The sequence below is a fragment of the Paenibacillus sp. EPM92 genome, from assembly GCF_016586185.1.
GTDB lineage: Bacteria > Bacillota > Bacilli > Paenibacillales > NBRC-103111 > Paenibacillus_G > Paenibacillus_G validus.
Genome location: NZ_BCPS01000082.1, coordinates 158,704 through 182,608, shown reverse-complemented (window position 1 = coordinate 182,608; position 23,905 = coordinate 158,704). Strand labels below are relative to the sequence as shown.

General features: G+C 54.5%; 23 protein-coding genes. 21 read left to right on the top strand and 2 right to left on the bottom strand.

The window, feature by feature from the left end; all coding sequences use genetic code 11:
• Positions 1-26: 26 nt before the first annotated feature.
• From JMF85_RS21930 to JMF85_RS21900, 7 genes are all read left to right on the top strand, one after another.
• The gene (locus JMF85_RS21930) at positions 27-797 is read left to right on the top strand and encodes an SDR family NAD(P)-dependent oxidoreductase (RefSeq protein ID WP_230875977.1); all 771 of its coding nucleotides are present in this window, start codon (positions 27-29) and stop codon (positions 795-797) included.
• A 67-nt stretch (positions 798-864) separates the two neighbouring features.
• Positions 865-2,448, top strand: coding sequence for an ABC transporter substrate-binding protein (locus tag JMF85_RS21925; RefSeq protein WP_196426847.1), 1,584 nt, complete (start codon positions 865-867; stop codon positions 2,446-2,448).
• A 100-nt stretch (positions 2,449-2,548) separates the two neighbouring features.
• Positions 2,549-3,745 carry a cytochrome P450 gene (locus JMF85_RS21920; protein WP_155614178.1) on the top strand — a complete coding sequence of 399 codons (1,197 nt, stop codon included), beginning with the start codon at positions 2,549-2,551 and terminating at the stop codon, positions 3,743-3,745.
• 144 nt (positions 3,746-3,889) lie between these two features.
• Positions 3,890-4,852, top strand: coding sequence for a ring-cleaving dioxygenase (locus JMF85_RS21915; protein ID WP_054795341.1), 963 nt, complete (start codon positions 3,890-3,892; stop codon positions 4,850-4,852).
• 23 nt (positions 4,853-4,875) lie between these two features.
• Positions 4,876-5,955: a maleylacetate reductase gene (locus JMF85_RS21910; protein WP_127606605.1), complete on the top strand. Its 1,080-nt coding sequence runs from the start codon at positions 4,876-4,878 to the stop codon at positions 5,953-5,955.
• Positions 5,956-6,130: 175 nt separating this feature from the next.
• Positions 6,131-7,411: an aconitase X gene (locus JMF85_RS21905; RefSeq protein ID WP_054798876.1), complete on the top strand. Its 1,281-nt coding sequence runs from the start codon at positions 6,131-6,133 to the stop codon at positions 7,409-7,411.
• Positions 7,408-7,833, top strand: coding sequence for an aconitase X swivel domain-containing protein (locus tag JMF85_RS21900; RefSeq protein ID WP_201318890.1), 426 nt, complete (start codon positions 7,408-7,410; stop codon positions 7,831-7,833). Before JMF85_RS21905 ends, JMF85_RS21900 begins: the two co-directional genes overlap by 4 nt.
• A 160-nt stretch (positions 7,834-7,993) precedes the next feature.
• Here the strand turns inward: JMF85_RS21900 and JMF85_RS21895 are convergent, their stop codons facing one another.
• Together JMF85_RS21895 and JMF85_RS21890 are read right to left on the bottom strand one after the other, a co-directional pair.
• On the bottom strand, positions 7,994-8,317 hold the full coding sequence (locus JMF85_RS21895) for an NIPSNAP family protein (RefSeq protein ID WP_127606599.1): 324 nt from the start codon (positions 8,315-8,317) through the stop codon (positions 7,994-7,996).
• The gene (locus JMF85_RS21890; protein ID WP_054795343.1) at positions 8,314-9,084 is read right to left on the bottom strand and encodes an N-acyl homoserine lactonase family protein; all 771 of its coding nucleotides are present in this window, start codon (positions 9,082-9,084) and stop codon (positions 8,314-8,316) included. Before JMF85_RS21890 ends, JMF85_RS21895 begins: the two co-directional genes overlap by 4 nt.
• Positions 9,085-9,310: 226 nt before the next feature.
• On the opposite strand from JMF85_RS21890, the gene JMF85_RS21885 reads away from it, so the two are divergent.
• The 14 genes from JMF85_RS21885 to JMF85_RS21820 all read left to right on the top strand — a co-directional run bounded on the left by JMF85_RS21885 (position 9,311) and on the right by JMF85_RS21820 (position 23,867).
• Entirely contained in the window at positions 9,311-10,090 is a 780-nt protein-coding gene (locus tag JMF85_RS21885; protein WP_127606598.1) for an IclR family transcriptional regulator, read from the top strand.
• A 581-nt stretch (positions 10,091-10,671) separates the two neighbouring features.
• Positions 10,672-11,898: an MFS transporter gene (locus JMF85_RS21880; protein ID WP_127606596.1), complete on the top strand. Its 1,227-nt coding sequence runs from the start codon at positions 10,672-10,674 to the stop codon at positions 11,896-11,898.
• Between the two features lie 95 nt (positions 11,899-11,993).
• Complete coding sequence (locus JMF85_RS21875) at positions 11,994-14,207, top strand: xanthine dehydrogenase family protein molybdopterin-binding subunit (RefSeq protein WP_201318889.1); 2,214 nt, start codon at positions 11,994-11,996, stop codon at positions 14,205-14,207.
• Complete coding sequence (locus JMF85_RS21870) at positions 14,204-14,728, top strand: (2Fe-2S)-binding protein (protein ID WP_054795348.1); 525 nt, start codon at positions 14,204-14,206, stop codon at positions 14,726-14,728. The genes JMF85_RS21875 and JMF85_RS21870 overlap by 4 nt, the downstream gene beginning before the upstream one ends.
• On the top strand, positions 14,715-15,599 hold the full coding sequence (locus tag JMF85_RS21865) for an FAD binding domain-containing protein (protein WP_201318888.1): 885 nt from the start codon (positions 14,715-14,717) through the stop codon (positions 15,597-15,599). Before JMF85_RS21870 ends, JMF85_RS21865 begins: the two co-directional genes overlap by 14 nt.
• Positions 15,596-16,048 (top strand): SRPBCC family protein, encoded by a 453-nt coding sequence (locus JMF85_RS21860; RefSeq protein WP_127606591.1) that lies wholly within the window; start codon positions 15,596-15,598, stop codon positions 16,046-16,048. Before JMF85_RS21865 ends, JMF85_RS21860 begins: the two co-directional genes overlap by 4 nt.
• A gap of 53 nt (positions 16,049-16,101) precedes the next feature.
• Entirely contained in the window at positions 16,102-17,034 is a 933-nt protein-coding gene (locus tag JMF85_RS21855; protein ID WP_141334543.1) for a hydroxymethylglutaryl-CoA lyase, read from the top strand.
• Positions 17,035-17,072: 38 nt separating this feature from the next.
• Positions 17,073-17,570 carry a hotdog family protein gene (locus JMF85_RS21850; protein WP_054795352.1) on the top strand — a complete coding sequence of 166 codons (498 nt, stop codon included), beginning with the start codon at positions 17,073-17,075 and terminating at the stop codon, positions 17,568-17,570.
• Positions 17,571-17,624: 54 nt separating this feature from the next.
• Entirely contained in the window at positions 17,625-18,158 is a 534-nt protein-coding gene (locus JMF85_RS21845) for an FAS1-like dehydratase domain-containing protein (RefSeq protein WP_201318887.1), read from the top strand.
• A gap of 49 nt (positions 18,159-18,207) precedes the next feature.
• Entirely contained in the window at positions 18,208-19,299 is a 1,092-nt protein-coding gene (locus JMF85_RS21840; protein ID WP_201318886.1) for a CoA transferase, read from the top strand.
• Positions 19,300-19,367: 68 nt separating this feature from the next.
• Complete coding sequence (locus tag JMF85_RS21835; protein WP_054798887.1) at positions 19,368-20,528, top strand: CaiB/BaiF CoA transferase family protein; 1,161 nt, start codon at positions 19,368-19,370, stop codon at positions 20,526-20,528.
• Positions 20,529-20,570: 42 nt separating this feature from the next.
• A complete protein-coding gene (locus JMF85_RS21830; protein ID WP_201318885.1) occupies positions 20,571-21,974 on the top strand; it encodes an FAD-dependent oxidoreductase in 1,404 nt (467 codons plus the stop codon).
• Between the two features lie 187 nt (positions 21,975-22,161).
• The gene (locus JMF85_RS21825) at positions 22,162-23,205 is read left to right on the top strand and encodes an XdhC family protein (protein ID WP_141334550.1); all 1,044 of its coding nucleotides are present in this window, start codon (positions 22,162-22,164) and stop codon (positions 23,203-23,205) included.
• 29 nt (positions 23,206-23,234) lie between these two features.
• Positions 23,235-23,867 carry a nucleotidyltransferase family protein gene (locus JMF85_RS21820; protein ID WP_141334552.1) on the top strand — a complete coding sequence of 211 codons (633 nt, stop codon included), beginning with the start codon at positions 23,235-23,237 and terminating at the stop codon, positions 23,865-23,867.
• The last annotated feature ends 38 nt before the right edge of the window (positions 23,868-23,905 follow it).

Genomic DNA, 23,905 nt, shown 5'->3' with positions numbered 1-23,905 from the left:
AAATAAAGCCATTAGGAGCGTGATTGATGATGGTATTAAAAGACAAGGTAGCCATTATTACGGGCGGCGCCAGCGGACAAGGCAAAGCATCGGCCAAATTGTTTGCGGAAGAAGGGGCCACCGTGATTTTCGCGGATTTAAACGAAGAAGGGGGGAAAGCGGTACAGCAGGAAATTAACGATGCCGGCTTCAAAGCTCATTTCTATAAACTGGATGTATCCGACGAAGAGGCCGTGATCTCTTTAGTAAATGAAGTCAAAAATAAATACGGGCGAATCGACGTGCTCTTCAACAATGCCGGAATCGGATTTGGCGCCAAGTATAAAATGGCGTCAGTCGTAGAGGCCGACACGAACGATTGGAAGGCAATTCTCGATATTAATCTGAACAGTGTCTTTTATTTTACGAAGCATGTGCTGCCGGTCATGATTGAACAAAAATCTGGAAGCGTTATCAACAACTCGTCGGCAGCCGGGCTGGTAGGCCAACCGGGAGCGGATGCCTATACGGCGTCAAAAGGCGCGATTATCTCGTTGACTCGTGTATGGGCTGTCACGTACGGCGTGCACAATATTCGCGTCAACTGTATTTGTCCCGGTTCTATCGATACGCCGATGATGACGACTGTACTGGATATGAAGCCTGAAGCCAAAGAATATTTGCCCAAGATCACCCCTCTGGGGAGACTTGGAAAGCCGGAAGAAATCGCGAATACGGCTCTGTTCCTGGCTTCGGAGAAAGCGGGTTACATTACCGGCGCCATCATCTCGGTCGATGGGGGCTGGACCGCCAAGTAAGTAAGCATTCACGAATCACAAAAATCATAAATGGAAAAAGGTGCGTCTAATGAGGAAGAAATCAGGAATGTCCAATTTCATCTCTCTTTCCCTTGCCCTATGTCTGTTGATTTCTGTGGTCATCTCCGGCTGCACCCCAGAACCGGCCAAGCAAGAACCGGCGAAGCAAGAACCGCAAAATGATTCGAAAACGGCATCGTCGAAGTATGGCGGTACGATGAAGATCATTATGTCCGATACGCTGACGAACCTGGGTTATCCGGCCGAGCTGCGTTCGAACGTCACGTTCTACTATAACCAGCCTGTGCTTGAATCGCTCGGGCGTTACGATAAGGAAGGGAACGTCCTCCCGTTCCTTGCGGAAAGCTGGCAATCCGATCCTCAAAATAAGACGATTACCATTAAAATCAAGCCGGGGATCAAATTTCATGATGATACCGACTTGAACGCAGAGGCTGTGAAATGGAACATTGAACAGTACTTAACGGCCAAGCGTCCCGAGGTGAACGGCATACAGTCGGTCGATGTGATCGATGCGAGCACCGTACGGTTGAATCTTGCGGCATGGGACAGCGGGCTGCTGGAAGCCGTCGCCTACTACGTGAAGATGATATCGCCTGCTGCTGTCGCCAAGAACGGAAAAGATTGGGCTATTCTGAATCCGGTCGGTACGGGTCCGTTCAAGTTTGTCAGCTGGGAGAAGGATGTGTCGGCCAAGTTCAAGAAAAACGAAACCTATTGGCAAAAAGGCAAGCCGTATTTGGATGCCATCGAATATACCTTTATTAGAGAAATCAATACGGCAGCCAATGTGTTTAAAACCGGGGGCGCCGACGTGTTAACACAGATGGATCCCGATATGTTTCTAGAGCTTCAGAAGTCGGGCAAATATACGACCTGGACGGACGATAAAGCATTCGGAACCGTAGGCATCGGGCTCATGTTCGATACCATCAACCCGAACTCGCCATTCGCCAATGTGAAGGTTAGACAGGCGGTTATTCATGCCATCGACAATGAAGCCATTGTGAAGTCGGTCCGCAGAGGGCTTGGTTTTTCCACGAATCAGTGGTATAAACCGGGTCTGTGGGCGCACAATCCCGATGTGAAAGGATTTCCCTACGATCCGGACAAAGCGAAGCAGCTGCTGGCGGAGGCCGGGTTTCCGAACGGCTTCAAAACAAAGATCACGACAGATCCGGCCAGGGAGAACCTCATGACGGCCGTTCAGTCTTATTTGGCCAAGGTAGGCATCGACGCTCAAGTGGTCACTGTCGATTCGGCGAAGTGGACCGCTCTCACTAACGATAAGTGGGACGGGATGATTATGTTTTTCAGAGCCATGGCGCCGAGTACATTAACTACGTTGAACCGGGTAATAAGCAAAAACGCAACCCTGTACGGTAAAAATATTTTGCATCCGGATAAGGTCGAGCAGCTGCTGGCTGATTCCAGGAATGCGCCCGATTTCGAATCCTCGAAAAAACCGCTTGTGGAGCTGCAAAAAGTGCTCTTTGAAGAATATGCCCTTGCCGTCCCCTTGATCGGTCTGACAACGGGAGTTGCCACGCAGCAAAAGATTCAGGATTTAGGCAACTTGACGACAAACGGGAACGATTGGACCCCGGAAGAGGCGTGGATCAAGAAGTAGCCGGCTTCTTCTCTTAAAATCCGCTCCATGAGCGGATTTTTTGTTACAACGATCCGATAAGGGTCGCGCGAGATCAATAACCGTACAGGAGTGATATAGGATGAGTGTAAACGATGCCGTACCTTCTCATGTTTCACCTGATTTAGTGGTCGATTTCGATTTTTTGCATCCGGCCGGCTCCGACGAAGATCCCTTCCTGGCCTTGAAACGTCTGCATAACGGGCCTGATATTTTTTGGACGCCGCACAATAAGGGCCATTGGGTTGCGACCCGCGGCGAGGACATCCGCCATATCCTGTCCGATCATGATCATTTCTCCTCGCAGTCGGCATTTATCCCGAAGTCTGCACGTCCGCCTGCCATTCCGCTCGAGATAGATCCGCCCGATCATATGGCTTACCGCAGACTTCTCGCACCTGCTTTTCTGCCTAAAGCGATTTCGACTTGGTCGAGTGAAGCCCGCGAGCTGGCGATCTCCTTGATCGAGGGCTTCCGGCCAAAGGGCGAGTGCGAATTCATGGCTGATTTCGCCCTGCAGGTTCCGATTATCGTCTTCCTGAAGATGTGCGGTCTGCCGCTTGAACATCGCGAGATGCTGCTTGAGTGGACTGCGGCTTTCGTTCGTCCGGGAAACGCTGAAATCAAAGAGGAAACCGAACGTCAAAGAGCCCTGTACATCCACAATTTGATCGTGGAACGACGCGCCAATCCGGGGGAGGATCTGATCAGCCGCGCCGTTAACGCCGATATCGGCGGACGCAAACTCAACGATCAAGAGGCCTATGGCCTGATCCGCGGCTTGCTCGGCGGCGGTTTGGATACGGTTGCCTCCACGATGGGCTGGATTGCGCGCTTTCTGGCCGAGAATCCGGAACACCGGAGACAGCTGATCGACGATCCGGAGCTTATTCCCAATGCGGTGGAAGAGCTGCTGAGACGCTTTAGCGTACCGAATATCGCCAGGGTCGTCGTTAAGGATATGGTATACAAGGGCGTCGCGATGAAGGAAGGGGAACAAATTTTTCTATCCGCCTGCTTGCATGGACTGGATACCGAAAGCTTCGAGAATCCGCTTGAAGTGAATTTCCGCCGCAGCGATGCCCGGACGCATTCCACCTTTGGGCAAGGCATCCACCGTTGTCCGGGCGCCACGCTCGCATCGTCCGAGCTGCGCATCTTCCTGGAGGAATGGCTGAAGCGCATCCCGGATTTCCGGATTAAACCCGGTGCAGCGGTTCGAACGGGTACGGGTATTGTACACGGCGTGCTGTCCCTTCCGCTGGCATGGGACGTCTAGACAGGCGGCGGCCCTGCAATTGTAAGAAATTAGCACGAACGTGTAAGAAACCAGTTAGATGCTCGTTTTATGCTAAAAAGGCGGTTATCCATTACACGATTAAATGAAAGCGATAACATTCTATCATTAAGGAGGAAAAGAAATATGGCTCAATTGATCAGCGGTATTCATCATGTCACTTCCGGTGTAGGAGGAGCGCAGGAAGATATCGACTTCTTCACCCAAATCGTAGGTCAGCGGATGGTCAAGCAGACGGTTCTGTTTGACGGTGCGGAAAGCATCTATCACCTCTATTACGCAAACCGCAACGCTGAAATCGGTACCGTCATGACGACCTTTCCTTACAGGAAGGCAGGCATTAAGGCACGCAAAGGGTCGGGTCAGGTGAAGATCACCTCTTATACCGTCCCCGAGTCGTCACTGGAATTTTGGCTCAAGCATCTTGACAAGCACGGTGTCGGGCACGGCTCCATTGAATCGCGGTTCGGCCAGAAGCGGATCGGCTTCTTCCACCCGTGCGGTCTGGAATTCGAATTTGTCGCCGACGACAGCGACAAACGCGCCGGTTGGGTTACGGATGAAGTTTCCGACGCGGAAGCGGTACGGGGCTTTCACAGTGTGACGATGTCGGTGCGGGAAGTTCCCGAGCAGGAACGTTTTCTCGTGGACGGGTTAGGCTTCCGGAAAACGGGAGAGGAAGGACCGTACCATCGTTTTGAAATCGGCGACGGCGGCGCGCAAAAGACGATATTCCTCATTCACGAGCCGGATGTGCCTCAAGGCAGCTGGACGTTCGGTGAAGGGACGGTTCACCACGTGGCTTTTGCGGTTGCAAACGACGACGAAGCGACGAAGCTTAAACTGCACCTGGAAGGAATCGGGTATACGGATGCTTCCGAAGTGAAGGACCGCGATTACTTCCATTCCGTTTACGTCCGCTCCCCCGGAGGCATTCTGTGCGAGATTGCGACCAGCGACATCGGCTTTGAAATTAACGAGCCTATGGATAAGCTCGGGCATAAGTTACTGCTGCCGTCCTGGTTCGAGCATCGCCGCGAAGAAATCGTGGCTGCTCTGGAGCCGATTACAAATCCACAAATCAAGTAACAGGTATTCGCGGAGGATGGCAAATGAAAAATTTTCAATTTGAAAGCCTGCCCGGCAGAGTCCTGTTCGGTGCGGGTACGCTAACCGAGGTTAGCGCAGAGCTTCAAGCTCTCGGCGCCCGCAAGGCGCTCGTTATTGCTACGGCTGACTTAGCGGAATTGGCCCGTGAAGTCGGCGCCTTGCTCGGCGACTTATGCGCCGGCATTCATGCCCAAGCCGTGCAGCACATCCCGTATGAAACGGTGACGGAAGCGCTCAGCCGTGTGCAATCACTCGATGTCGACAGCCTCGTTGCTGTCGGCGGCGGTTCTTCCATCGGTCTTGCCAAAGCCATTGCGTTGGAAACTTCCCTGCCTATTTTAGCCATTCCTACGACTTATGCCGGATCGGAAATGACGCCGATCTGGGGAATAACGCAGAATGGGGTGAAAAAGACGGGGAAAAATCTGATCGTTAAACCGAAAAGCGTGATCTACGATTCCAAGCTTACCGTCACGCTGCCTGTACGCTTGTCCGTAACCAGCGGAATGAACGCCATTGCCCATTGCGCAGAGGGCTTGTACGCCGAGAACGCCAACCCGATTATTTCCCTCTTGGCCGAAGACGGCATACGGGCGCTTCGCGCCAGCTTACCGCAAATTTGCTCGAATCCGAACGATGAGGACGCCCGCTCCGAAGCGCAATACGGAACGTGGCTGGGAGGAACCGTATTGGGATCGGTAGGAATGGCTTTACATCACAAACTGTGCCACGTGCTGGGCGGCAGCTACAATCTGCCGCACGCGGAAACGCACACGGTAGTTCTGCCGTATGCGATTTGGTACAATGCCGGCCATGCGCCGGAAGCGATGAAAGCGCTCGCCCGGGCATTGGGCTCCGATGTGAGCGATGTCGCCGGTTCCATCTACGACCTGTTGAAGTCGATGGATGCTCCAACCTCGCTTGCAGAAATCGGAATGAAAGAGAAGGATCTCGATGCAGCGGCCAAATTAGCCACGCAGAATCCTTATTATAACCCTCGTCCAATCGATGAAAAGTCGATCCGGCAATTGCTGGAGTATGCCTATAACGGCCAGCGGCCGGTGAAAGGAAAGGCTCTTTGACTACAGGCGTATGTCTGAATAAACCTTAGTCCCGCATTCGACGGGGCTAAGGTTAAATTATTATCGTCTACAATCAACGGCTACCCGTTAACGCATGGGAAAGATAATCTGGATCGTACGGATAAGCAAATGACTATGAATTTCCGTATAGACGGCAAACAATGGAGCGTGTGAGATGAGATTGACCGACGAAGAGAAACGGATGCTGGATGGCAGAGACGGGCCCGCGGTGCAAAAGGCGATGGATTTGCTCATACGCTACGGAGAGGCTTTGGGGGCGGAGAAATTAGTGGAAACCTCCAACGTGAGCACAACGGTAGTCGCTTCCAGTGGCTACATGCGGGATTATGCGGCTAAGTACGGATTCGACGCGTTATTTTCCGAGTTTAACCTGGACAGTCAGGAGGCTGTTGAGATTCCGATGGTCAAAACCCACTCCTGTCAGCTGATCACCGGTTTTGATGCGCAGCACTGGGAGCAGATGGGCGGCACCCCTGACCGTGTGAAGTCCATTAAAGAGCATGAAGAATACAACGCTTCGATCGGCATCCAGCTGATGAGCACCTGTACGCCCTACCAGGTCGGGAATATACCGGTGAAGGGGGAGCACTGCGCCTGGATGGAATCTTCTGCCGTCGTGTACATCAACTCGGTGCTCGGCGCCCGCACCAATTGTGAAGGGCGGGAAAGCACGGGGGCGGCGATGCTGACAGGGCGAATCCCTTACTGGGGCTACCATGTGGACGAAAATCGGCTGGCGACTGATCTGGTGGAAGTCGAATGGGACGTCGAGAGCATGCTCGATTGGGGTCTCCTCGGTTACTACGTCGGTGAAGTCGTGGGCGATAGGGTGCCTGTGCTGAGCGGGGTCCGGCATGTTCCGAATTCTTATCGGATCAAGCATTTTGGGGCGTCCGCCGCTTCCTCGGGCGGTGTGGAGCTGTACCATATCCCGAAAATAACGGCGGAAGCGCAATCGGTTGAGGAGGCTTTAGGAGGGAAGAAACCTCAGTTCAGCTTCAAGTTTGGCCAAGAGGAGAGACAACGGGCGTATAACCGGTTGAACATATCGGCCAAAGATACGAAGGTCGATTTCATTATGCTGGGCTGCCCGCACGCGTCCATCGAACAGATCTGGGAAATTTGCAAGCTGCTGAAAGGAAAGCGGGTCCACAGCGGCACGCAGCTTTGGATCTTCACACCGCGGGCGATTCGGGAATTGGCGGACCGGAACGGATATACCCAGATCATTACCGACGCAGGAGGTTTTTTGATGAGCGATACGTGTCCGGCGCTTGGGCAAGTACTGCCGCCGGGTACGAAGGTGGTGGCCACCGACTCGGCGAAGCAGGCGCACTACCTGCCGGCGATTATGGGGATCCAATGCTGGTTCGGATCGCTTGAGGATTGCGTCCGGGCAGCGATAACAGGGAATTGGGGAGGAGAATTGCGATGACGAAAATTATTCTTCACGGAAGAAAAGTGGTCGGCGGATGCGCGGAAGGAGAGGCGCTTGTCACCAAGGATACGATATCCGGCTGGGGCGGCATTAATCCGATGACCGGTACGATTATTGAACTGCAGCATGAATTGAGAGGCCAAAGCTTTAAAGATAAAGTGCTCGTGTTTCCCGGCGCGAAAGGATCGTCCGGCTGGTCCGCCTATTTCCACATGGCGCGGATGGTGGGGGCGGCTCCCAAAGCGATGATTTTTAACGTGATGACGACGAAGGCGGCCTTGGGTACGGTGGTTTCTCATGCGCCCACGGTTACGGGGCTGGATCAGGACCCGCTGGATATTATCGAAACCGGCGATTGGGTCAAAGTAGATGGCGATAACGGAATCGTAGAGATCACCAAAAAAAATGCGGGGAGTTAGGCTTTGCGCTCATGTAATATGTAACAACCATAACGGAGCTGCGCGGGTTGCGCGGCTCCGTTTGCTGTCTGGGTCCGAAGAACAACAAATCGACGGCTGCATGATAAGGCTGCAAGCGCAGCCTTTTGTCGCATGAGACGGGAAAAGGATGAAACATCTCTCAAGGCTGCGGGAAATAAGGCACCTGCCGAAGGAAAACGCTCTCCACCTTCGCTACGATCGGCCCTTCCTTTTCCGTTTCGCTTTTCACTTCTTGCCATTCGGGGTCGTTATAGAAAGACTCAAAGCTTTGATTGCGCGCTTCCATATCGGAAAATTCCATCACGTAGTAGAGCCGGTTGCGGTTATCGTCGATATCTTGCCAAAACTCGGTGACGCGCATGCCGTGTTTGGCAAAAATGCTTAATGTGAAATGAGCGAATCTGTCGTTGATCGCCTGCATTTTTCCGGGGTGGATGTCGTAAATTCGAAGCTCATATATCATGAGGCATTGTCCTCCGGCGGGTATTTGCTGTAATTGAATACGAGAGGGTCATGCCCGGGCAACACAAAATCGGCAATCTCCTCAATCCTCTTGAAGCTTTGGAAGTATTCTTCGAGATCCCAGTGAATCCCGTTGGGGAGGTGGGGCATATGTGCAGTAGGCCAGTTCCAGTTTTCAAACAAGGGGACGGTGTCACTGGCGATCACGTAGGTGCCTTTCGCGGTTTCAACGGCAACGCTCATGCTTCCCGGAGTATGACCCGGCGTCGTAAACAAGAATATACCTTCCGTAAGCTGTTTGTCGCCGTGAAGGATATTGTATTTGGTGTCGGTGATGAAGCTTGGCGACATGCCGATCGCCATCGATTCGTAGGCTTTCATATGAATCGGAAGCGGGTCGATGGCATAACGCAATTCTCTGCCTTGAACGTAAAATTGGGCGTTCTCGAAAAGATGATTGTTGTACACATGGTCCCAATGCAAATGTGTCGTAATCACCGCCTCAACCTTACTCGGATCACACCCCTTACTCCTCAGGGCAACCTCGGGCTCTTGCTCGGACGACCGCGTGAATGGAAAATGATACTTCGTCGAAAACTCCGGGTCAGGAGCCCCCGTATCCACAATCAATTGGCGTTCGCCATCCGTTACGAACCAGACGATATTCGGAACGTACATTTGAACACCGCAATTACGCATATAAGTGAACTCCGATTTATCGACGGTCAGCGTCCCCACGTCTACAGGTACGATCTCCCATTTGCTCATGCCGAAACCTCCCCAAGGTTATTAAACCGCTTTCATGAATAGATGCGGTACAAGTTAAACCATCCGAGAAACCGAGCGATATGGACGTAACACCCCCTTATAAAATCAGCGCAGATTTTTGAAGGTTAGTTGCCATCTTGTCAAGCACATAGTAAAATATCCATGTGTGAAAGTCAATATTTAATTTCTAAGGTTCAAAATTCGGACTTTTCCGGGGAGGTGCACCATGACCAAAAACAAAGTTGTTATTAAATCCATGAATATTCTGCAATTATTCGAGCATTCAGAAGCCTTGTCTATCAATGAAATGGTAACCATAACGAATTTACCTAAAACATCGGTGATGCGTATGGTGAGCTCTCTGGAGGATATGGGGTTTTTGTCTAAACGAAGCGACCGAAGATATGTTCTCGGGCTCTCTCTTCTTCATTACGGTCATCTCGTTGCCGAGCGTCTGGATTTAAGGAAGGTTGCTCTGCCGCTGATGAACCAGCTTCGCGACGAAATGGACGAAGCCGTTAACCTTTCGGTGCCTGAGGAAGAAGAAGCCATTTATGTCGAAAAAGTAGATGCAAGAGCCAGCCAAATGGTTCGTGTCTTTACGCGTATCGGCCGCAGGGCGCCATTCTATGCCGGAGCCTGCCCGCGAATCATTCTTGCCAATATGGACGAAGACCGCGTGAACGCGTACCTGGAATCGATTCAACCGGTCCAGATTGCTTCCGGCACCATTACGGATAAGTCACAATTGCGCGAGGTCCTCGTTAAGTGCAGGCAGGACGGTTATTCGATCAGCTTTTCAGAATTGGAGAATGGTGCGGCTGCCATCGCTGCGCCGATTTTTAACCACAAGGGCGAGGTTATAGCAGGCCTTAGCATTACCGGACCAGACTACCGGTTTAGGGAATACCTGGTAAGCGATGTCATTCAACGCGTGATGCATACAGCAGCGGAAATATCGAAGCGTGTGGGCTGGAACCCGGACACCCTAAAGCAAATGGGGTAAAGGGAGCCTGCGGTTTCGGCTAGTAACGCTGCTTTACCGGCTTTGGTGCAGCCTCTCCCGCCAAACACCCTACCTAAGGGAAGGGAGAGGCCCGGACCGTGAATCTCTTCCATCCTCCCTGCCTTCATCTCCTGCGCCCAGCGCAGCCCGCCTTGTCATTTCGCCAATATTCCTGCCCGAAGAACGAACGGTTTTAACTCCTTAAAGATAGGGTGGACATTCATTTATTTTATGCTGAGCTTGCGGCAGTATGTCCATTTTTTCAAAAAAAGTCCGAAATTCGGTTTTGGAAAATTAAATATTGACTTTCGAACAGGTGTAATTTACTATGTGCTTAACACGATGACCCCGAGCGTAATTCATGGCTTTCATGGATCAGCAGGAGAGCAAATAAGAAGTTTAAAGGGGGCGTTCAGTCTTCAGAACGGAAATCTTATTGGCGAATAAACAATGTGATTTATTATTGTAAACGCTTACAAAATTAAGATCGTTACACCAACTGCCAAATCGAAATGCAACTTGTTTTCTGAAACTGCTTACCCTCAAGTAATCCAGGAGTTCATAAGGGAAGGTGGCTCGATATGTCAAATTTACAACCTCAGACGGGTACGGGGACGCTCCCTGCGCGCCGTGGTTACAAATCGGCATTCATAGGTGCACTGGTGGGCTGGATTTTTGATTATTATGAAGTCGCGCTAATGACTTTTCTCATCGTTCCTATCGCTGCGGCATTTGGCCTGTCTGGGGGGCAAACAGCGCTTGTGTTCTCGATTCAGTTGTTGGCGATGGCCGTGGGCGGCATCGGATTTGGCATGTTGGCGGATAAATACGGACGAAAAAATATTTTGTTCTGGACCATCGTCGTCTATTGCGTAGGTACGTTGGCCCGGGCTTTTACCTTCAACTATGAGTGGCTCATCATCTGGACCATCATTGCCGGACTTGGCATCGGCGGCGAGTATGGCGTCGGGCAAACGCTGGTGTCGGAAGTCGTGCCGAAGGAGAAACGCGGCTGGTGGGGAGGGCTGCTGTATGGCGGTATCTACTTCGGCATCGCTCTCGCCGCCGTTGTCGGGGGTTATGTTGCGCCTGCGATCGGCTGGCGCTGGACCTTGGTGCTTTCAACGCTTCCGATCCTGATTGCGATCTATATCCGCAAAACGACACCGGAGTCGGAAGTGTGGCAGAAAAAGGTCGAAAAGACCGGCGTTGACTGGAGTCAAATTTTTAAAGCGAGCTTCATGGTTCCGTTTTTCAAGTGCCTGATCGCTGCTTGCCTTCAGTTCTTCGCCTACTACGGGATCACCACATTTCTGCCGACCTATCTGACGAAACAGGGTCTGTCCATCACGCACGCCTCCTGGTGGGTCTTATTCTCCGCTTTGGCCGGCCTTGTGGGCAATGTAGTCGCTTCCTACACGAATGACCGCTGGGGCAGACGTGTTACGTTATGCTATCTCGCGGCCACCGCTGCGGTCGGAGGCATTATTCTTTTCTTGACTTGGCAATACCTCCTTACCTCTTCCTGGATTCTCCTTCCTTTCTTCATCCTCTACTTTGGTTGTAATGCCGCAACCGTGTTTGGCGTCCTGTTTAGTGAGATGTTCTCTTCTGATTTGCGCTCCACCGGTGTTTCGGCCGCTTTGCAGATCGGCCGTGGTCTGGCGTTCTTCCCTCCGCTCATTGCAGCGAGCATGTCGGCTGCATGGGGATATCAATCCGTTGTTCTGGTAGGCGCGCTTGAGTTTTTGGCACTCGCCGCATGGGCTTGGGTGTTCAAAGAGACGCGCGGCATCAAGCTCGATTAACCCGGGAGTCGCCTGACGCTCCTGTGTTCGGGCTCGGGCGCTCCTCACGCTCGCAGTTACACGTTGTCCATCTCACTTAGAGGAGGGGGTAAGCGATGAGTTCGCAAACGCCGCCAATTACACAAAAATCGAATCGGGTCGACGGCTTTCAGAAGGTTCGTGGCGAAGCGCGGTATACGGATGACATCACCTTGCCGGATATGCTCTATGGGGCCGTCTTGCGAAGTCCCTATGCGCATGCGCGTATCGTATCGATTAACACCGAGGAAGCCGCCAGATTGCCCGGTGTTGTTGCCGTTATTACGGCAAAAGACATTCGAAGCGGCACATTTGGCCGGATCGTAAGGGATATCCCGGTTCTTGCGAGCGACAAGGTTTTGTTCGCGGGCGATCGCGTCGCTGCCGTCGCCGCCACAACAAGAGACATTGCGGAAGAAGCCTTGGCGCTCATCGAGATGGAGTACGAACCGCTTCCGGCCGTTTACGATGCCAGAGAGGCGCTGCAGGAGGGGGCGCCTATCCTGCACGACTCTCCATGGAATTACAAGGGAGCCGTCACGAAGGACACCGATGCTGCGAATTTGCAATCCCGCATATGCTTGTCGAACGGTGGAGACGTATCCGAGGCGTTGGCCCGTTCGAAGTATGTCTTCACTGAAACGTTCACAACGGCGGCTCGTCACCAAGGGTACCTGGAACCGCACTCCTGTATCGCCCGAGTCCTTGGAGATGAGGTTGAAATTTGGGCGCCGAACAAGTCACCGTACCGGCTTCGCCAGCAAATGGCCGATTGGCTGGCGATTGACGCGTCGCACGTTCACATTCATCCTGTTTTTGTCGGCGGCGACTTTGGAGGTAAGGGCTCTCCTATGGAAATTCCGTTAACGATCGCCCTTGCGAAAGCTACAGGGCGCCCGGTGAAGCTTCGAATGACCTATGCCGAAGACCTGATGGGAACGAATCCCCGGCATTCGGCTTCCGTTAAGGTTCGTCTAGGTCTCGATGAGCATGGCAAATTTACTGCGCTCGATGTCGACGCGGTGTTGAACGGCGGCGCTTATGCGGGGTACAAGGCAGGGGTTAACGTGAACCTTATCGGGATTCCGGACGCGGGTTCCGCTTACCGTATTCCGGTCGCCCGTATTCAAAGTACGATCGCCTATACGAACACCGTCCCCCGTGGCCATGCCCGTGCGCCGGGCTCGGTTCAGATGCACTTCCCTGTGGAAAGTGTGATCGATATGGCTGCACGCCAGCTTCAGATCGATCCGCTGGAGCTGCGGGAGCGGAATATGCTTCAGGATGGAGACCCTTCTCCCACCGGCGAACACTTTCTGGAGGTCCGTTCCCGGGAGACGCTTGCAGCCGTGAAGGAGCTTGCGGACAGCGTGCCTGTTCGCCCGCTTCCGAAGGAGGGAGAGTGGGTGCGGGGCACCGGGTATGCCTTCTATCAAAGGCCGACACACGGCGGTATAACTGAAATCGGACTGGAGCCCACGAGTTCCGGACAATTAGTTGTGCATGTTCCGTTCCCTGACCAAGGGGGCGGACAAATGACGCTCGGCCGCAACATTTTAAGCCGGCTGTTATCACTTCCGGGCGAGCTGATTACCGTTCGCCAAGCTGAGACCCATGAACTGAACTACGATACGGGTTGTGGGGGAAGCCGTGTGACCGTCACGGCCAGCGAGGCGTTTCACAAGGCAGCCAAGCTGCTTGTGCAGGAGCTCCAAAGCCGGTTCGGCTTGCCGGGCACGTATGAGCTGCCCGATCTTCGGGCCGCCTTGGCCCGGTTCGCACGGGAGAGGGAGGGCGACTGGCTTCGTGTCGGTCATGATGCCAGTGAAATCGAACATGTCTGTTCCTACAACGTAACCCTGGCAAGAGTTCGCGTTGACCTTGGAACCGGTCAAATTGTCGTGGAGGATCTCATCGCAGCGTACGACGTAGCGGGCATTATCAATGAGGCGTCACATTACATCCAGTTGGAGGGCGGCGTTGTTTTTGGCTACGGCGAGGCTGTTCTCGAGGACTTGGTCATTGAGGAAGGCCGCGTTACCCACGCCAGTCTGGGCGAATATAAGCTGCCGTCTCAAGAGGATATTCCAGCCGTTCACATGTCTTTGGTCGAAGGCGGCCGGGGCATTGGGGCGGAAAATATTAAGGCGGCAGGCGAATTGTCCAATGTAGCGGTCCCGGCCGCCATTGCCAACGCGATCGCGGATGCGGCGGGCGTGCGGATGAAGCAATTGCCGATCACCGCCGAGAGCGTGTACTTCGCGCTTCGCGGGAAGGAGGAGGCACAATGACGCAATCGATTCAGCTGCAGGTAAACGGCCGCCGTATTTCGGCCGAGGTGGATGAGGGCGAGCTATTAATCGACTTTCTGCGCAATCAGCTTCAGCTGACCGGTACGAAGGAAGCATGCTCCATCGGAATTTGCGGACTATGCACGGTGCTTGTCAACGGGAAAGCCATCAGCTCCTGCCTGATGCCGGCCGTATTTGCCCATGAAGCGAATGTGTTTACCGCGGAAGGGCTTCGTATGCTCACGGATCAGGATACGCTTCCGGAAGCTGCGCCGGATCCGAGGCTGTGGGCCATTGTGCAGGAAACATTCGTCGAATGCGAAGGACTCCAGTGCGGCATCTGCACACCCGGGCAAGTTATGTCGGCCGTCAGCCTGCTTCGCGAGCATCCCGATCCGACCGAAGAGGAGATCCGCCGGTACATGGCCGGGAACCTCTGCCGGTGCACAGGCTACTTGTCGATCATACGGGCGATTCAACTTGCTGCGCAGAAATGGGGGGCTGAACGTGCCGTCCTTTAAGCTTACTGTTCCGAGCAGTCTTGACGAAGCCTTATCGTTGTTGAATCCGGACGACGACGTCCTCTTGTGGGGCGGCGGGGTGGCGTCGACGATTCTTATGAAACAAAAGCTGCTTGCGCCCTCCGTCGTGATCGGTTTAGAACGCGTGCAGGAATTGTACGGAATTACACAGGAGGAAGACGGGAGCCTCCGGTTGGGGGCCATGGTACGGCTGCGTGACATGGAGCTCTCTCCCTTGCTTGCCGGGTTGCTTCCAAGCTTGTCCGAAACGGCCAAAGTCATTGCGAACGTCCGCGTCCGGAATGCCGCCACGCTCGGCGGCCACCTCATCCACGCGGACCCGGCGCAAGACTTGCCGCCTATGCTGCTGGCCTTGGATGCGGCCGTGAAGCTCCAATCGAAGACGGGTCAACGCATCGTCGCGCTGAACGAGTTTTTTGCAGATACGATGGAAACGGTCATTCGTCCCGACGAAATTCTGGTCGAGGTCGCGATTCCGGCCAAGGCATTGGCCCGGGCTTCCCGTTATGTAAAGTTTCGGCCCCGCAGCCAGGACGATTACTGTACGGTCGGGGTCGCAGCGAGCATCGCCTATGAAGCGGACGGCCGCACGGTCCGTGAAGCATCCGTTGCTGTAGGCGGTGCGGGACCGGTTGCGTGCAGATTTCCCGATGCGGAAAGGCTCCTGGTAGGCAAATCCTTAACGAAGTCCCTGTTAAACGAAGTCGCTGAGGTTGTTCATGAGCAAGCTGAGCCATGGGACGATGCGCGAGGAAGCGAAATTTACAAGCGCGACATGGCGGCTGTCTGGACGAAGCGCGTGCTTGCTTCGTTGGCTGGAGATCCGACAAGTGAGGAGACGATCGCGTGAAGTTTTTGTATAAAATCGCTGTAGCGAGCGAAGCTGCGCAGACGTGGGAGAAGATGCAGGATACGCTTGCGATGGTTCACTGTATCCCGGGCGTTGAGGAGGCCGATGAAACTTCGGAAGGCCATTATGACGTGAAAATTGTGACGAAGCTCGGACCGGTTTCGCTGCGGTTTAACGGCAGCGCAGAGCTGGAGATTCATCAAGAGGAGCGGGCCATGCAAGCGGGCGTTACCATGAGCGATTCCCGCTCCGGTAATGTGTACGGTCAATTCACGATGAGGCTGGTTCCGGATGAGGCCGGCAACGGCTCGATCCTTCAGATCGACGCCGATATTGTGATAGCCGGCAAACTGGGCGAGCTTGCACAGCCGCTGATCAAGCGAAAGGCAGACCAGATTGTCCAGGAGTTTTCCAAAAAACTGACCAACTACCTCGAAACGGCACAGTAAGCATCGCGTGGGCAAAAACAACCAAATAAAAATGACCGGGGGAGTGACGAATCTTGAGCAATTCGAATCGGGTATGGTTTACCGATGTGGCGGCGCGTGACGGATTTCAAATCGAGCCCCAGCGGGTATCGACGGAAACGAAAGTTGAGACGATTAACGCGCTGGGCGCGGCCGGCGTGCCGTGCATTGAAGCTACTTCCTTTGTCCATCCCAAGGCCGTGCCGCAGATGGCTGACGCCGAGGAGGTCATGAAGCGCATCACCCGGTATCCGGGAACGCGCTATACCGTGCTTGTGCCCAATTTACGCGGCGCAGAGCGGGCTTTGGCGTGCAAGCCGGACATGATTACAACCGTCGTTTCGGTGAGCGACAGTCACAATCGAGCCAATATCCGCCGCCGCACCTTCGAAACGTTGAATGAATTCGAGCAGGTGGCGCACCTCGTCCATTCGGCCGGCGTCACCCTGCAAGGGGCGATGAGCACGACGTTCGGCTGCGCCTTTGAAGGGCGGATTCCGCTGGAACGGGTACTGGAAGTCGTAGAACATTACGTGGCGCTTGAGGTGGATGGGGTCGTCTTGGCCGATACGACCGGGATGGCTAACCCGGCCCATGTACGTCAGGTCATTCGCGCGATTCAGGATCGTTGGCCGGACCTGGAATTGCATATGCACTTCCATAACACAAGGGGGATGGGCTTGGCTAATGTGTATGCGGCCTACCTGGAAGGCGTCCGCCACTTTGAAGGCTCGCTCGGCGGGATCGGAGGCTGCCCCTTTGCTCCGGGGGCCACTGGAAACATTTGCACCGAAGACGCCGTGCACATGTTCATGGAGATGGGAGTGGAGACCGGCATAGACTTGGATAGGCTGCTGGAAGCATCCCGGGATATGGAGCGGGCCTTGGGTCACGAACTGCCGGGTCAGGTCATGAAGGCGGGCAGAACGCTTGATCTTCATCCCTTGCCGCCTGGTGAGGCGGGTTAAGCGCGGTAGGTTCAATCGTACAAGGAGAGGTGAAAGCTGTGAGTGAAAAATACTATGAGGATGTCGACGAAGGGCAAATATTAACCCCGCTGCAGCGAGGCCCGATGAATACGATGCTGATGATGCGTTGGTCCGCATTTCAGGAAAACTGGCATCGTATCCATTACGATCATCCATTCGCTACCGGGCACGACGGGCTGCCTGACATCGTGGTCAGCGGCTCATGGAAGCAGCATATGCTCGTTCAGATGTTGAAGGAGTGGGCTGGACCGCTGGGCTGGATATGGAAGGTCAAGTACGAATATCGCGGTTGGGATGTAGCCGGGGACGTATTGACGGCGGGCGGCCGCATTGACCGGAAAGAAGTTCAAGACGGGCTCGGCTGTATTCATTGCACCATCGGGATCGAGAATCAAAGAGGGGTGCGTTCTACAACGGGCGAGGCCGTTATTGTTTTGCCCATGCGGGAAGGCCGGAAGATTCCGTACCCGTTCGTGCCGCCCCGGCAAGCTGCGCAGGACGGAACGCTGGAATAGCCGTGAAGCATGGACGACAACAGCCGCATCATTACCGTAAGGAGGATCTGTTGCATGAATTATATAACTTCAGAGGTTCGCTCCTTTATCGGACGCGAATCGGAACCGGTTGTCGCTTGGGACCCTGTGGAAACAGGCGCAATTCGCCGAATGGCTCAGGGGATTATGGACGACGATCCCGTCTACTGGGATCAGGACTATGCCAGCACCACGAAGTTTGGCGGCGTCGTTGCCCCGCCGCTTTATCCTATGCACGCGATCCGGCGACTTCCCGGCACGCCCGATCCCTTGGTGTTCAGCGATGCGGACCCCGACTATGACGGTGCGGGTCAATCGCACGGGGAAGGGCTGGGGCTGCCTCCCGTCCCGATTCCTTTAACGCGATTGATCAATGGGGGCAACGAGGTCGAGTTTTATGCCTTTGCGCGCCCGGGTGATCGGATTGTGGCGACAAGCCGGTACCGGGATATTTACCAGAAGGAAGGATCGTCCGGTCCGCTTGTGTTTGTAATAACCGAAACGTCCTATACAACCGAGAAAGACAGCGCGATGCTGATGATCAGCCGGCGCATTCAAATTTTTCGTTAACGCCGAGTACGCAGCATGGAACCGGCGGTGCAGGGGAGGTTAGTCGGATATGTATCCGTTATTAGAGGGCGTACGGATTCTGGAGGTAGGAAAGAGCGATTCGGCGCGATATTGCGGTAAAATTTTGGCCGAATTGGGTGCGGAAGTGTCGATGCTCTCAAGCATCGGGACGGCTCGCGCAGAGCAACGCGACAACCAAAGTCAACCTAGGCGCACACGGGAAGTGTTCGACCGCTACCTGAACCAAAACAAGGCAGTCCGCACCGGAAGCGGGCGGCTGGCGGACGAAGAAGAAATCAAACGGTGGAGCGAAGAAGCCGAGCTGTGCATTCTAGGTTATGAAGCTGCCGATATGGCACACCTGCCGTCAGCATTGCTGGCCGGAGGCACGAGTGTCCTCGCCATTACGCCGTTCGGGCTGACAGGGCCGAACGCCCATGCTCCCGGCGGAGATCTTATAGCCAGTCACGCTGGAGGATATGCTTATCACCTGGCCTTTCCCAGCAGCTCTCCCGAGGACAATCCGCCTAAACGCGGTCCGGCCGGACAATCGCTATTATTCGCCGGGCTCATCGGCGCGGTAGCGGCCATCGGCGCTCTGCTTGGAACCGGGCGAGGCCAGCCATCGACATTCATGGACCTGTCGGAGCAAGAGGCCGTTGCTTCCTTATTATTCGAGGAATTAGCCGCCTACAATGAGGGCCATCTGCCCGCTGCGAGGCAGGTGGAGAACGCGGCGGAAGGTACGCCGGTTGCCGGAGGCTTGGTAGGCATTATGCCATGCGCCGACGGATTTGTCATGTGTTCCCCCCGCGAACAGCACCAATGGGATCGGGTTGTGGAATGGCTGGGTCGCCCCGGTTGGGCTGCGAGGCCCGAATTTGCAAGCCCGTCGTCAAGGATGCAGCATTGGTCTCAATTACAGGCCTATTTGAGCGAACAGACCCGTCACATGACGAAGCGGCAAGTTCACGAGGAGCTGCAGAAAAATAAGGTGGCGTGCTTCCCTGTCAATACGATTAAAGAAGCTTTTGCTATTGAGCAGCTTGACTTTCGGAAGTTTTGGCACACCTTGAATCCGGAAACAAGCGGACCTGCCGTCGTCTTGCCGGGGCTGCCTTTTTTGTTGAAAAGTACGTAGGTCTCGTTGATTGGCGACTCCTTTCATAAGGCAAGATTGCTCCAATCGAAGGGGAGGTAAGCAACCCGATGCTGCTTAAAGGTATCCGTGTGGTCGATTTTACTTGGGTCGTAGGAGGGCCGATTGCTACGCAATATTTAGGCCTGATGGGGGCGGAGGTCATTAAAGTGGAGTCAGCTACCCGGCCGGAATATCGGAAGCGAAGCGGATGGTTTCCTGCATTGAATGGTTCCAAGCTTAGCTGTACCCTCAATCTTAAGGAGCCGGAGGGCCAGGAATTAGTTAGAGAGCTGATTCGGAAGAGCGATGTGGTGGTTGAGAATTTCTCGACAGGGGTTACCGAGAAGCTGGGTATTGATTACGCACGGCTCCGTCCGATCAATCCGCGGCTCATCATGCTGTCGATGTCCGGTTTAGGGCGGGAAGGCCAGGCGCGGGATCTTCTCGGGTACGGATCGCTGCTGCAAGCGTACAGCGGGTGGACGTCATTGGTCAAGGAAACGGACTTGAGCGTCGAAGGGATGGGCGTCCGTCCGCCGTTGACGGATCATGTTGCAGGCGTTATGGGCGTGCTCGCCATATTGGCTGCGTTAAGGCGGCGCGACCAGTCCGGGCATGGAGCGTTGATTGACTTGTCCCTGCTGGAGTCGATTATGACGCTGCTGGTCGAGCCGCTGATTGAGGTGTCTTTGACCGGCGAATCGCCCCCGGTGGTCGGCAACGGTTCGCCCCATGCCGCCCCGCACGGTTGTTACGCTTGCTCGGGCGAGGACCGGTGGATCGCTTTGGCTATCTATGATGATGACGAGTGGGAGCGATTGGCCGATTTGATGGGGAACCCGGAGTGGGCACGGTCTTACCGCACAGGCGCGGAACGTTTGGCAAATTCGGAGCTCATCGATCGCACAATAGCGGGGTGGACCCGGTCCTGGGATTGTCATCAACTGGCGGAGCGTCTCAGGGAAATTGGAATTGCCGCTGCAGCGAGCAGCTCTTTTCACGACTTAGTCGCGGATCCGCATCTCCTGGATCGGGGGTATTTCACTCCGCAAGGCGACCAGACCGGCACATGGGTCAGGGGGCTCCCCTGGATCGATTCGCGCATGCAGCGCGGACATATACGGCCAGCCCCCGGTTTGGGCGCCGATAACGAATATGTGTTCAGGCAGCTATTGCAATTGAGCGATGCACAAATGGACGATTTGCGTTTCCGGGGCGTCTTGACATAAGGCGCAGCTTCCATTCCGGTCAAACCAAGGGAGGGTCATGTCATGGAAAAACAGGTTGACTTCGATATTGTGATTGTCGGCTGCGGCGTCGCAGGAGCGGCTGCCGCTCTGTCTGCAGCGGAACATGCCAAGCAAACCGGAAAAAACGCGCGCATTGCCATACTGGAGCGGACCGATTATCACCATCGGGGCGGAAACTCCCGTTGGACGGCAGCATTCCTGCGCATGGAGAGCCTGGAACGGACAGCAGACAACTTTGTCGAGGATATGCTGTCGTTCTCAAGCTATTATTCGGATAAGAAATACATCGAAACTCTGGCTGAACATGCTGGCGAAACGCTCAAGTGGCTGCATGAAAAAGGCGTCGATTTTGACCACCTCCCGACGATGTTTCTCACTTCTTCCAAACCGCGTTTACTGCCCGTCGGCGGGGGGCGCGCCATTATCGATTGTCTCTTGCGGCGTGCCGAAGCGCTTGGCGTACAAATGATTTATGAAACGACCGCCTGGCAGCTGCTGCTGGACGATGAAGGCGCGATAGAAGGGCTTATGGTCCGCGTTAAGGGCGGAACCTCGTACCGGCTCGGAACGAGAACCGTCATTCTCGCAGCCGGCGGATTCCAGGGCAATCCCGAAATGATGGCGCAATATATCGGCAGAGACGCCCATCAAATTCCGACCATAGCGGAAGGCGGGCTGGCCAACAAAGGGGAATGCATCCGGATGGCGATGGCCATAGGGGCCAAAGGGGCAGGTCAGTGGGATTCCTTCCATGCGGAGCCTGTTGACCCGCGAAGCAAGCGGGAAGAGGCTACCGTCATGACATACCCGTATGCCATATTGGTGGACCGGAACGGCAGGCGTTTCCTGGACGAAGGGATCTCCACGGTGGATGAGCAATACGAATCGGTTGCGCGAACGATCTTCTATGACTTGCCGGGCCGAATGGCTTATATGGTGTCCGACCAAAAGATGTTCGCCATTCCGAATTACGAACGGGCGCTGCAAACCGAACAACCGCCCATCGAAGCGGACACGATTGAGGAGCTTGCCGGGAAAATCGGGGTACCGCCGGAAAATCTCGGTGAAACGGTGCGGGCCTTCAACGAAGCGATCCAGCCTGGACCTTTTTACTGGGACCGGAAGGACGGTAAACATACCAGCGGGATTACACCGCCCAAATCGAACTGGGCGATTCCGATCGATCAAGGTCCGTTTATCGCCTACCCGGTCATCTGTTCCAATGTGTTCTCCTACGGCGGCTTGTTCACGGACACGGATGGACGTGTATTAACGGGCGATAACGATGCCATTCCGGGTTTATATGCCGCCGGTGAAATAACAGGTCTTTATTACGGCAAGTATCCCGGGGCCACGTCTGTCCTGCGCGGGCTTGTGTTTGGCCGCCGGGCCGGGGCGCATGCGTTAGCCTATGGGCTAAAGTAGAATCGGTATGCGATTCCGCGTGCCGCCCTTCATGCCGCATTTGATGCGGCAAGGCTGCTCTTAATGGACGGAACAAGCGAGCGTATTCCGATGCTGTCCTGGGAAGACCGGCAATCGCTAGTGAGATTCCCGGAATTATCGGAGCTTGAGAAGCGGTATCAGGATTAAAACCGGAGGTAGAGTGACCATGAACGATGCTTACCGGATTTTAAAAAAAATGAAAGAAAAAAAGGAACAAACATTTGCTCTGGCGACGATCGTTCATGTGGACGGTTCGGCTTACCGGCATGCGGGAGCTAAAATGCTGATCGGGGAAGACGACAGTCTATACGGGACCCTTAGCGCCGGATGTCTGGAAGAGGATTTGGCTTATCATGCCCGGGAGGTGCTTCAGACCCGGCAGCCGCAGACGTTAATTTATCATTTAAAGGCCGAGGATGATTTATCCTGGGGGCAGGGAGCGGGCTGCAATGGGAGTATTCAGGTGTATGTGGAGCCTTGCGAATGGGAAGCCAGGCCGCGCTTTCAGGATGAACCGGTATGGCCTCAAGTGGAATCGCTGCTGGATTCGGGTAACAAGGTCGCAAGTGCAAAAATAATAGGCGAAGATAACGGCCAAAGCGTACCGCTCTTTTATGCGGACAACGGCACGGTACTTGGGGACGCGGATCAAGAAACGAGGCGGAGAATCATCCCCGGACTCAAGAGGTTTTTGCAAAGCGGGCAAAAGCTGCAGGTCGTTAAGCCAGCCCATGCCGAAGCCGATCTCTTGTTCGAATTGTATGAGCCCCGGGAGCAGCTCTATCTATTCGGAGCAGGGCCCGATGTAGAACCGATTGTCCGGCTGGCCTCCAGCCTGGATTTCTATGTTACCCTCATTGATCCCAGAAGCAGCCGCTGCAACAAGACGGTATTTCCGGCGGCGGATCGATGCATACCCGAACATCCGGAAGCTTATTTGCAAACGAATCCGATACCGGGGAAAAGCTATGTGCTCATCATGACGCACAGCTTTCAGCGGGATCGGCATATTTTACGTCATCTGCTTTCATCGCCCCCCTATTATGTAGGGGTACTCGGGCCTAGACGAAGGACAGAACGTCTATTCTTGCCCGATGCAATGCCGGACTGGGTTCATGCTCCGGTAGGACTGCGCATCGGCGCCGAAGGACCTGAAGAGATCAGTGTAAGCGTCATGGCCGAGCTGCTCCAAATCAGGAATCGAAGGTAACGCGAGTAAGGAGTGAAACCATACCGGATATGGGCGCGATCGTAGCGGTTATTTTAGCGGCGGGGATGTCAAGGCGAATGGGACAGCCCAAATTGCTGCTGCCTTTTTTGGGGAAGCCTCTTTTTCGTTACAGTGTGGATGCGGCTATCCAGGCCGGTTTGCAGCCCGTAGTGATAGTCGGAGGCAGCCGCATGGAGGAGCTGCTTCGGCATGTCGCGGACTGCGCGGACATCGAAGGCATCGAGAACAAAGATTATCAATCGGGCATGGCTTCTTCGCTTCAAGCCGGCCTGCAGGCGGTAAAGGGGCGTGCCGATGCCGCGATCGTATTTTTGGCGGACCAGCCTCTCGTAGCTCCTGTCGTCATCAACGAGATCGTACGGCATTATAATCTTCATCGCCATGAGGGGATTCGTATTGTACGACCCGAGTATCAAGGACGTCCCCGACACCCCGTTTTGTTCGATGCCGATTTGTTTGCCGAGCTGGAACATATCCGGGGCGATGAAGGCGGAAAATCCATCCTGATCAAACATCGTTCCCTGCTGCACGTCGTTCCATTCGCTAATGAGCAATGGGGGATGGATATCGACACGCCCGACGATCTGCGGAAGCTTGAAAAAATAGCTTATGCAGATGGCGGTGAAGACGGGCCGAAGTGAGCTTCGGCCCGGTTATAGCCGTCATCGTTATAAGCGGT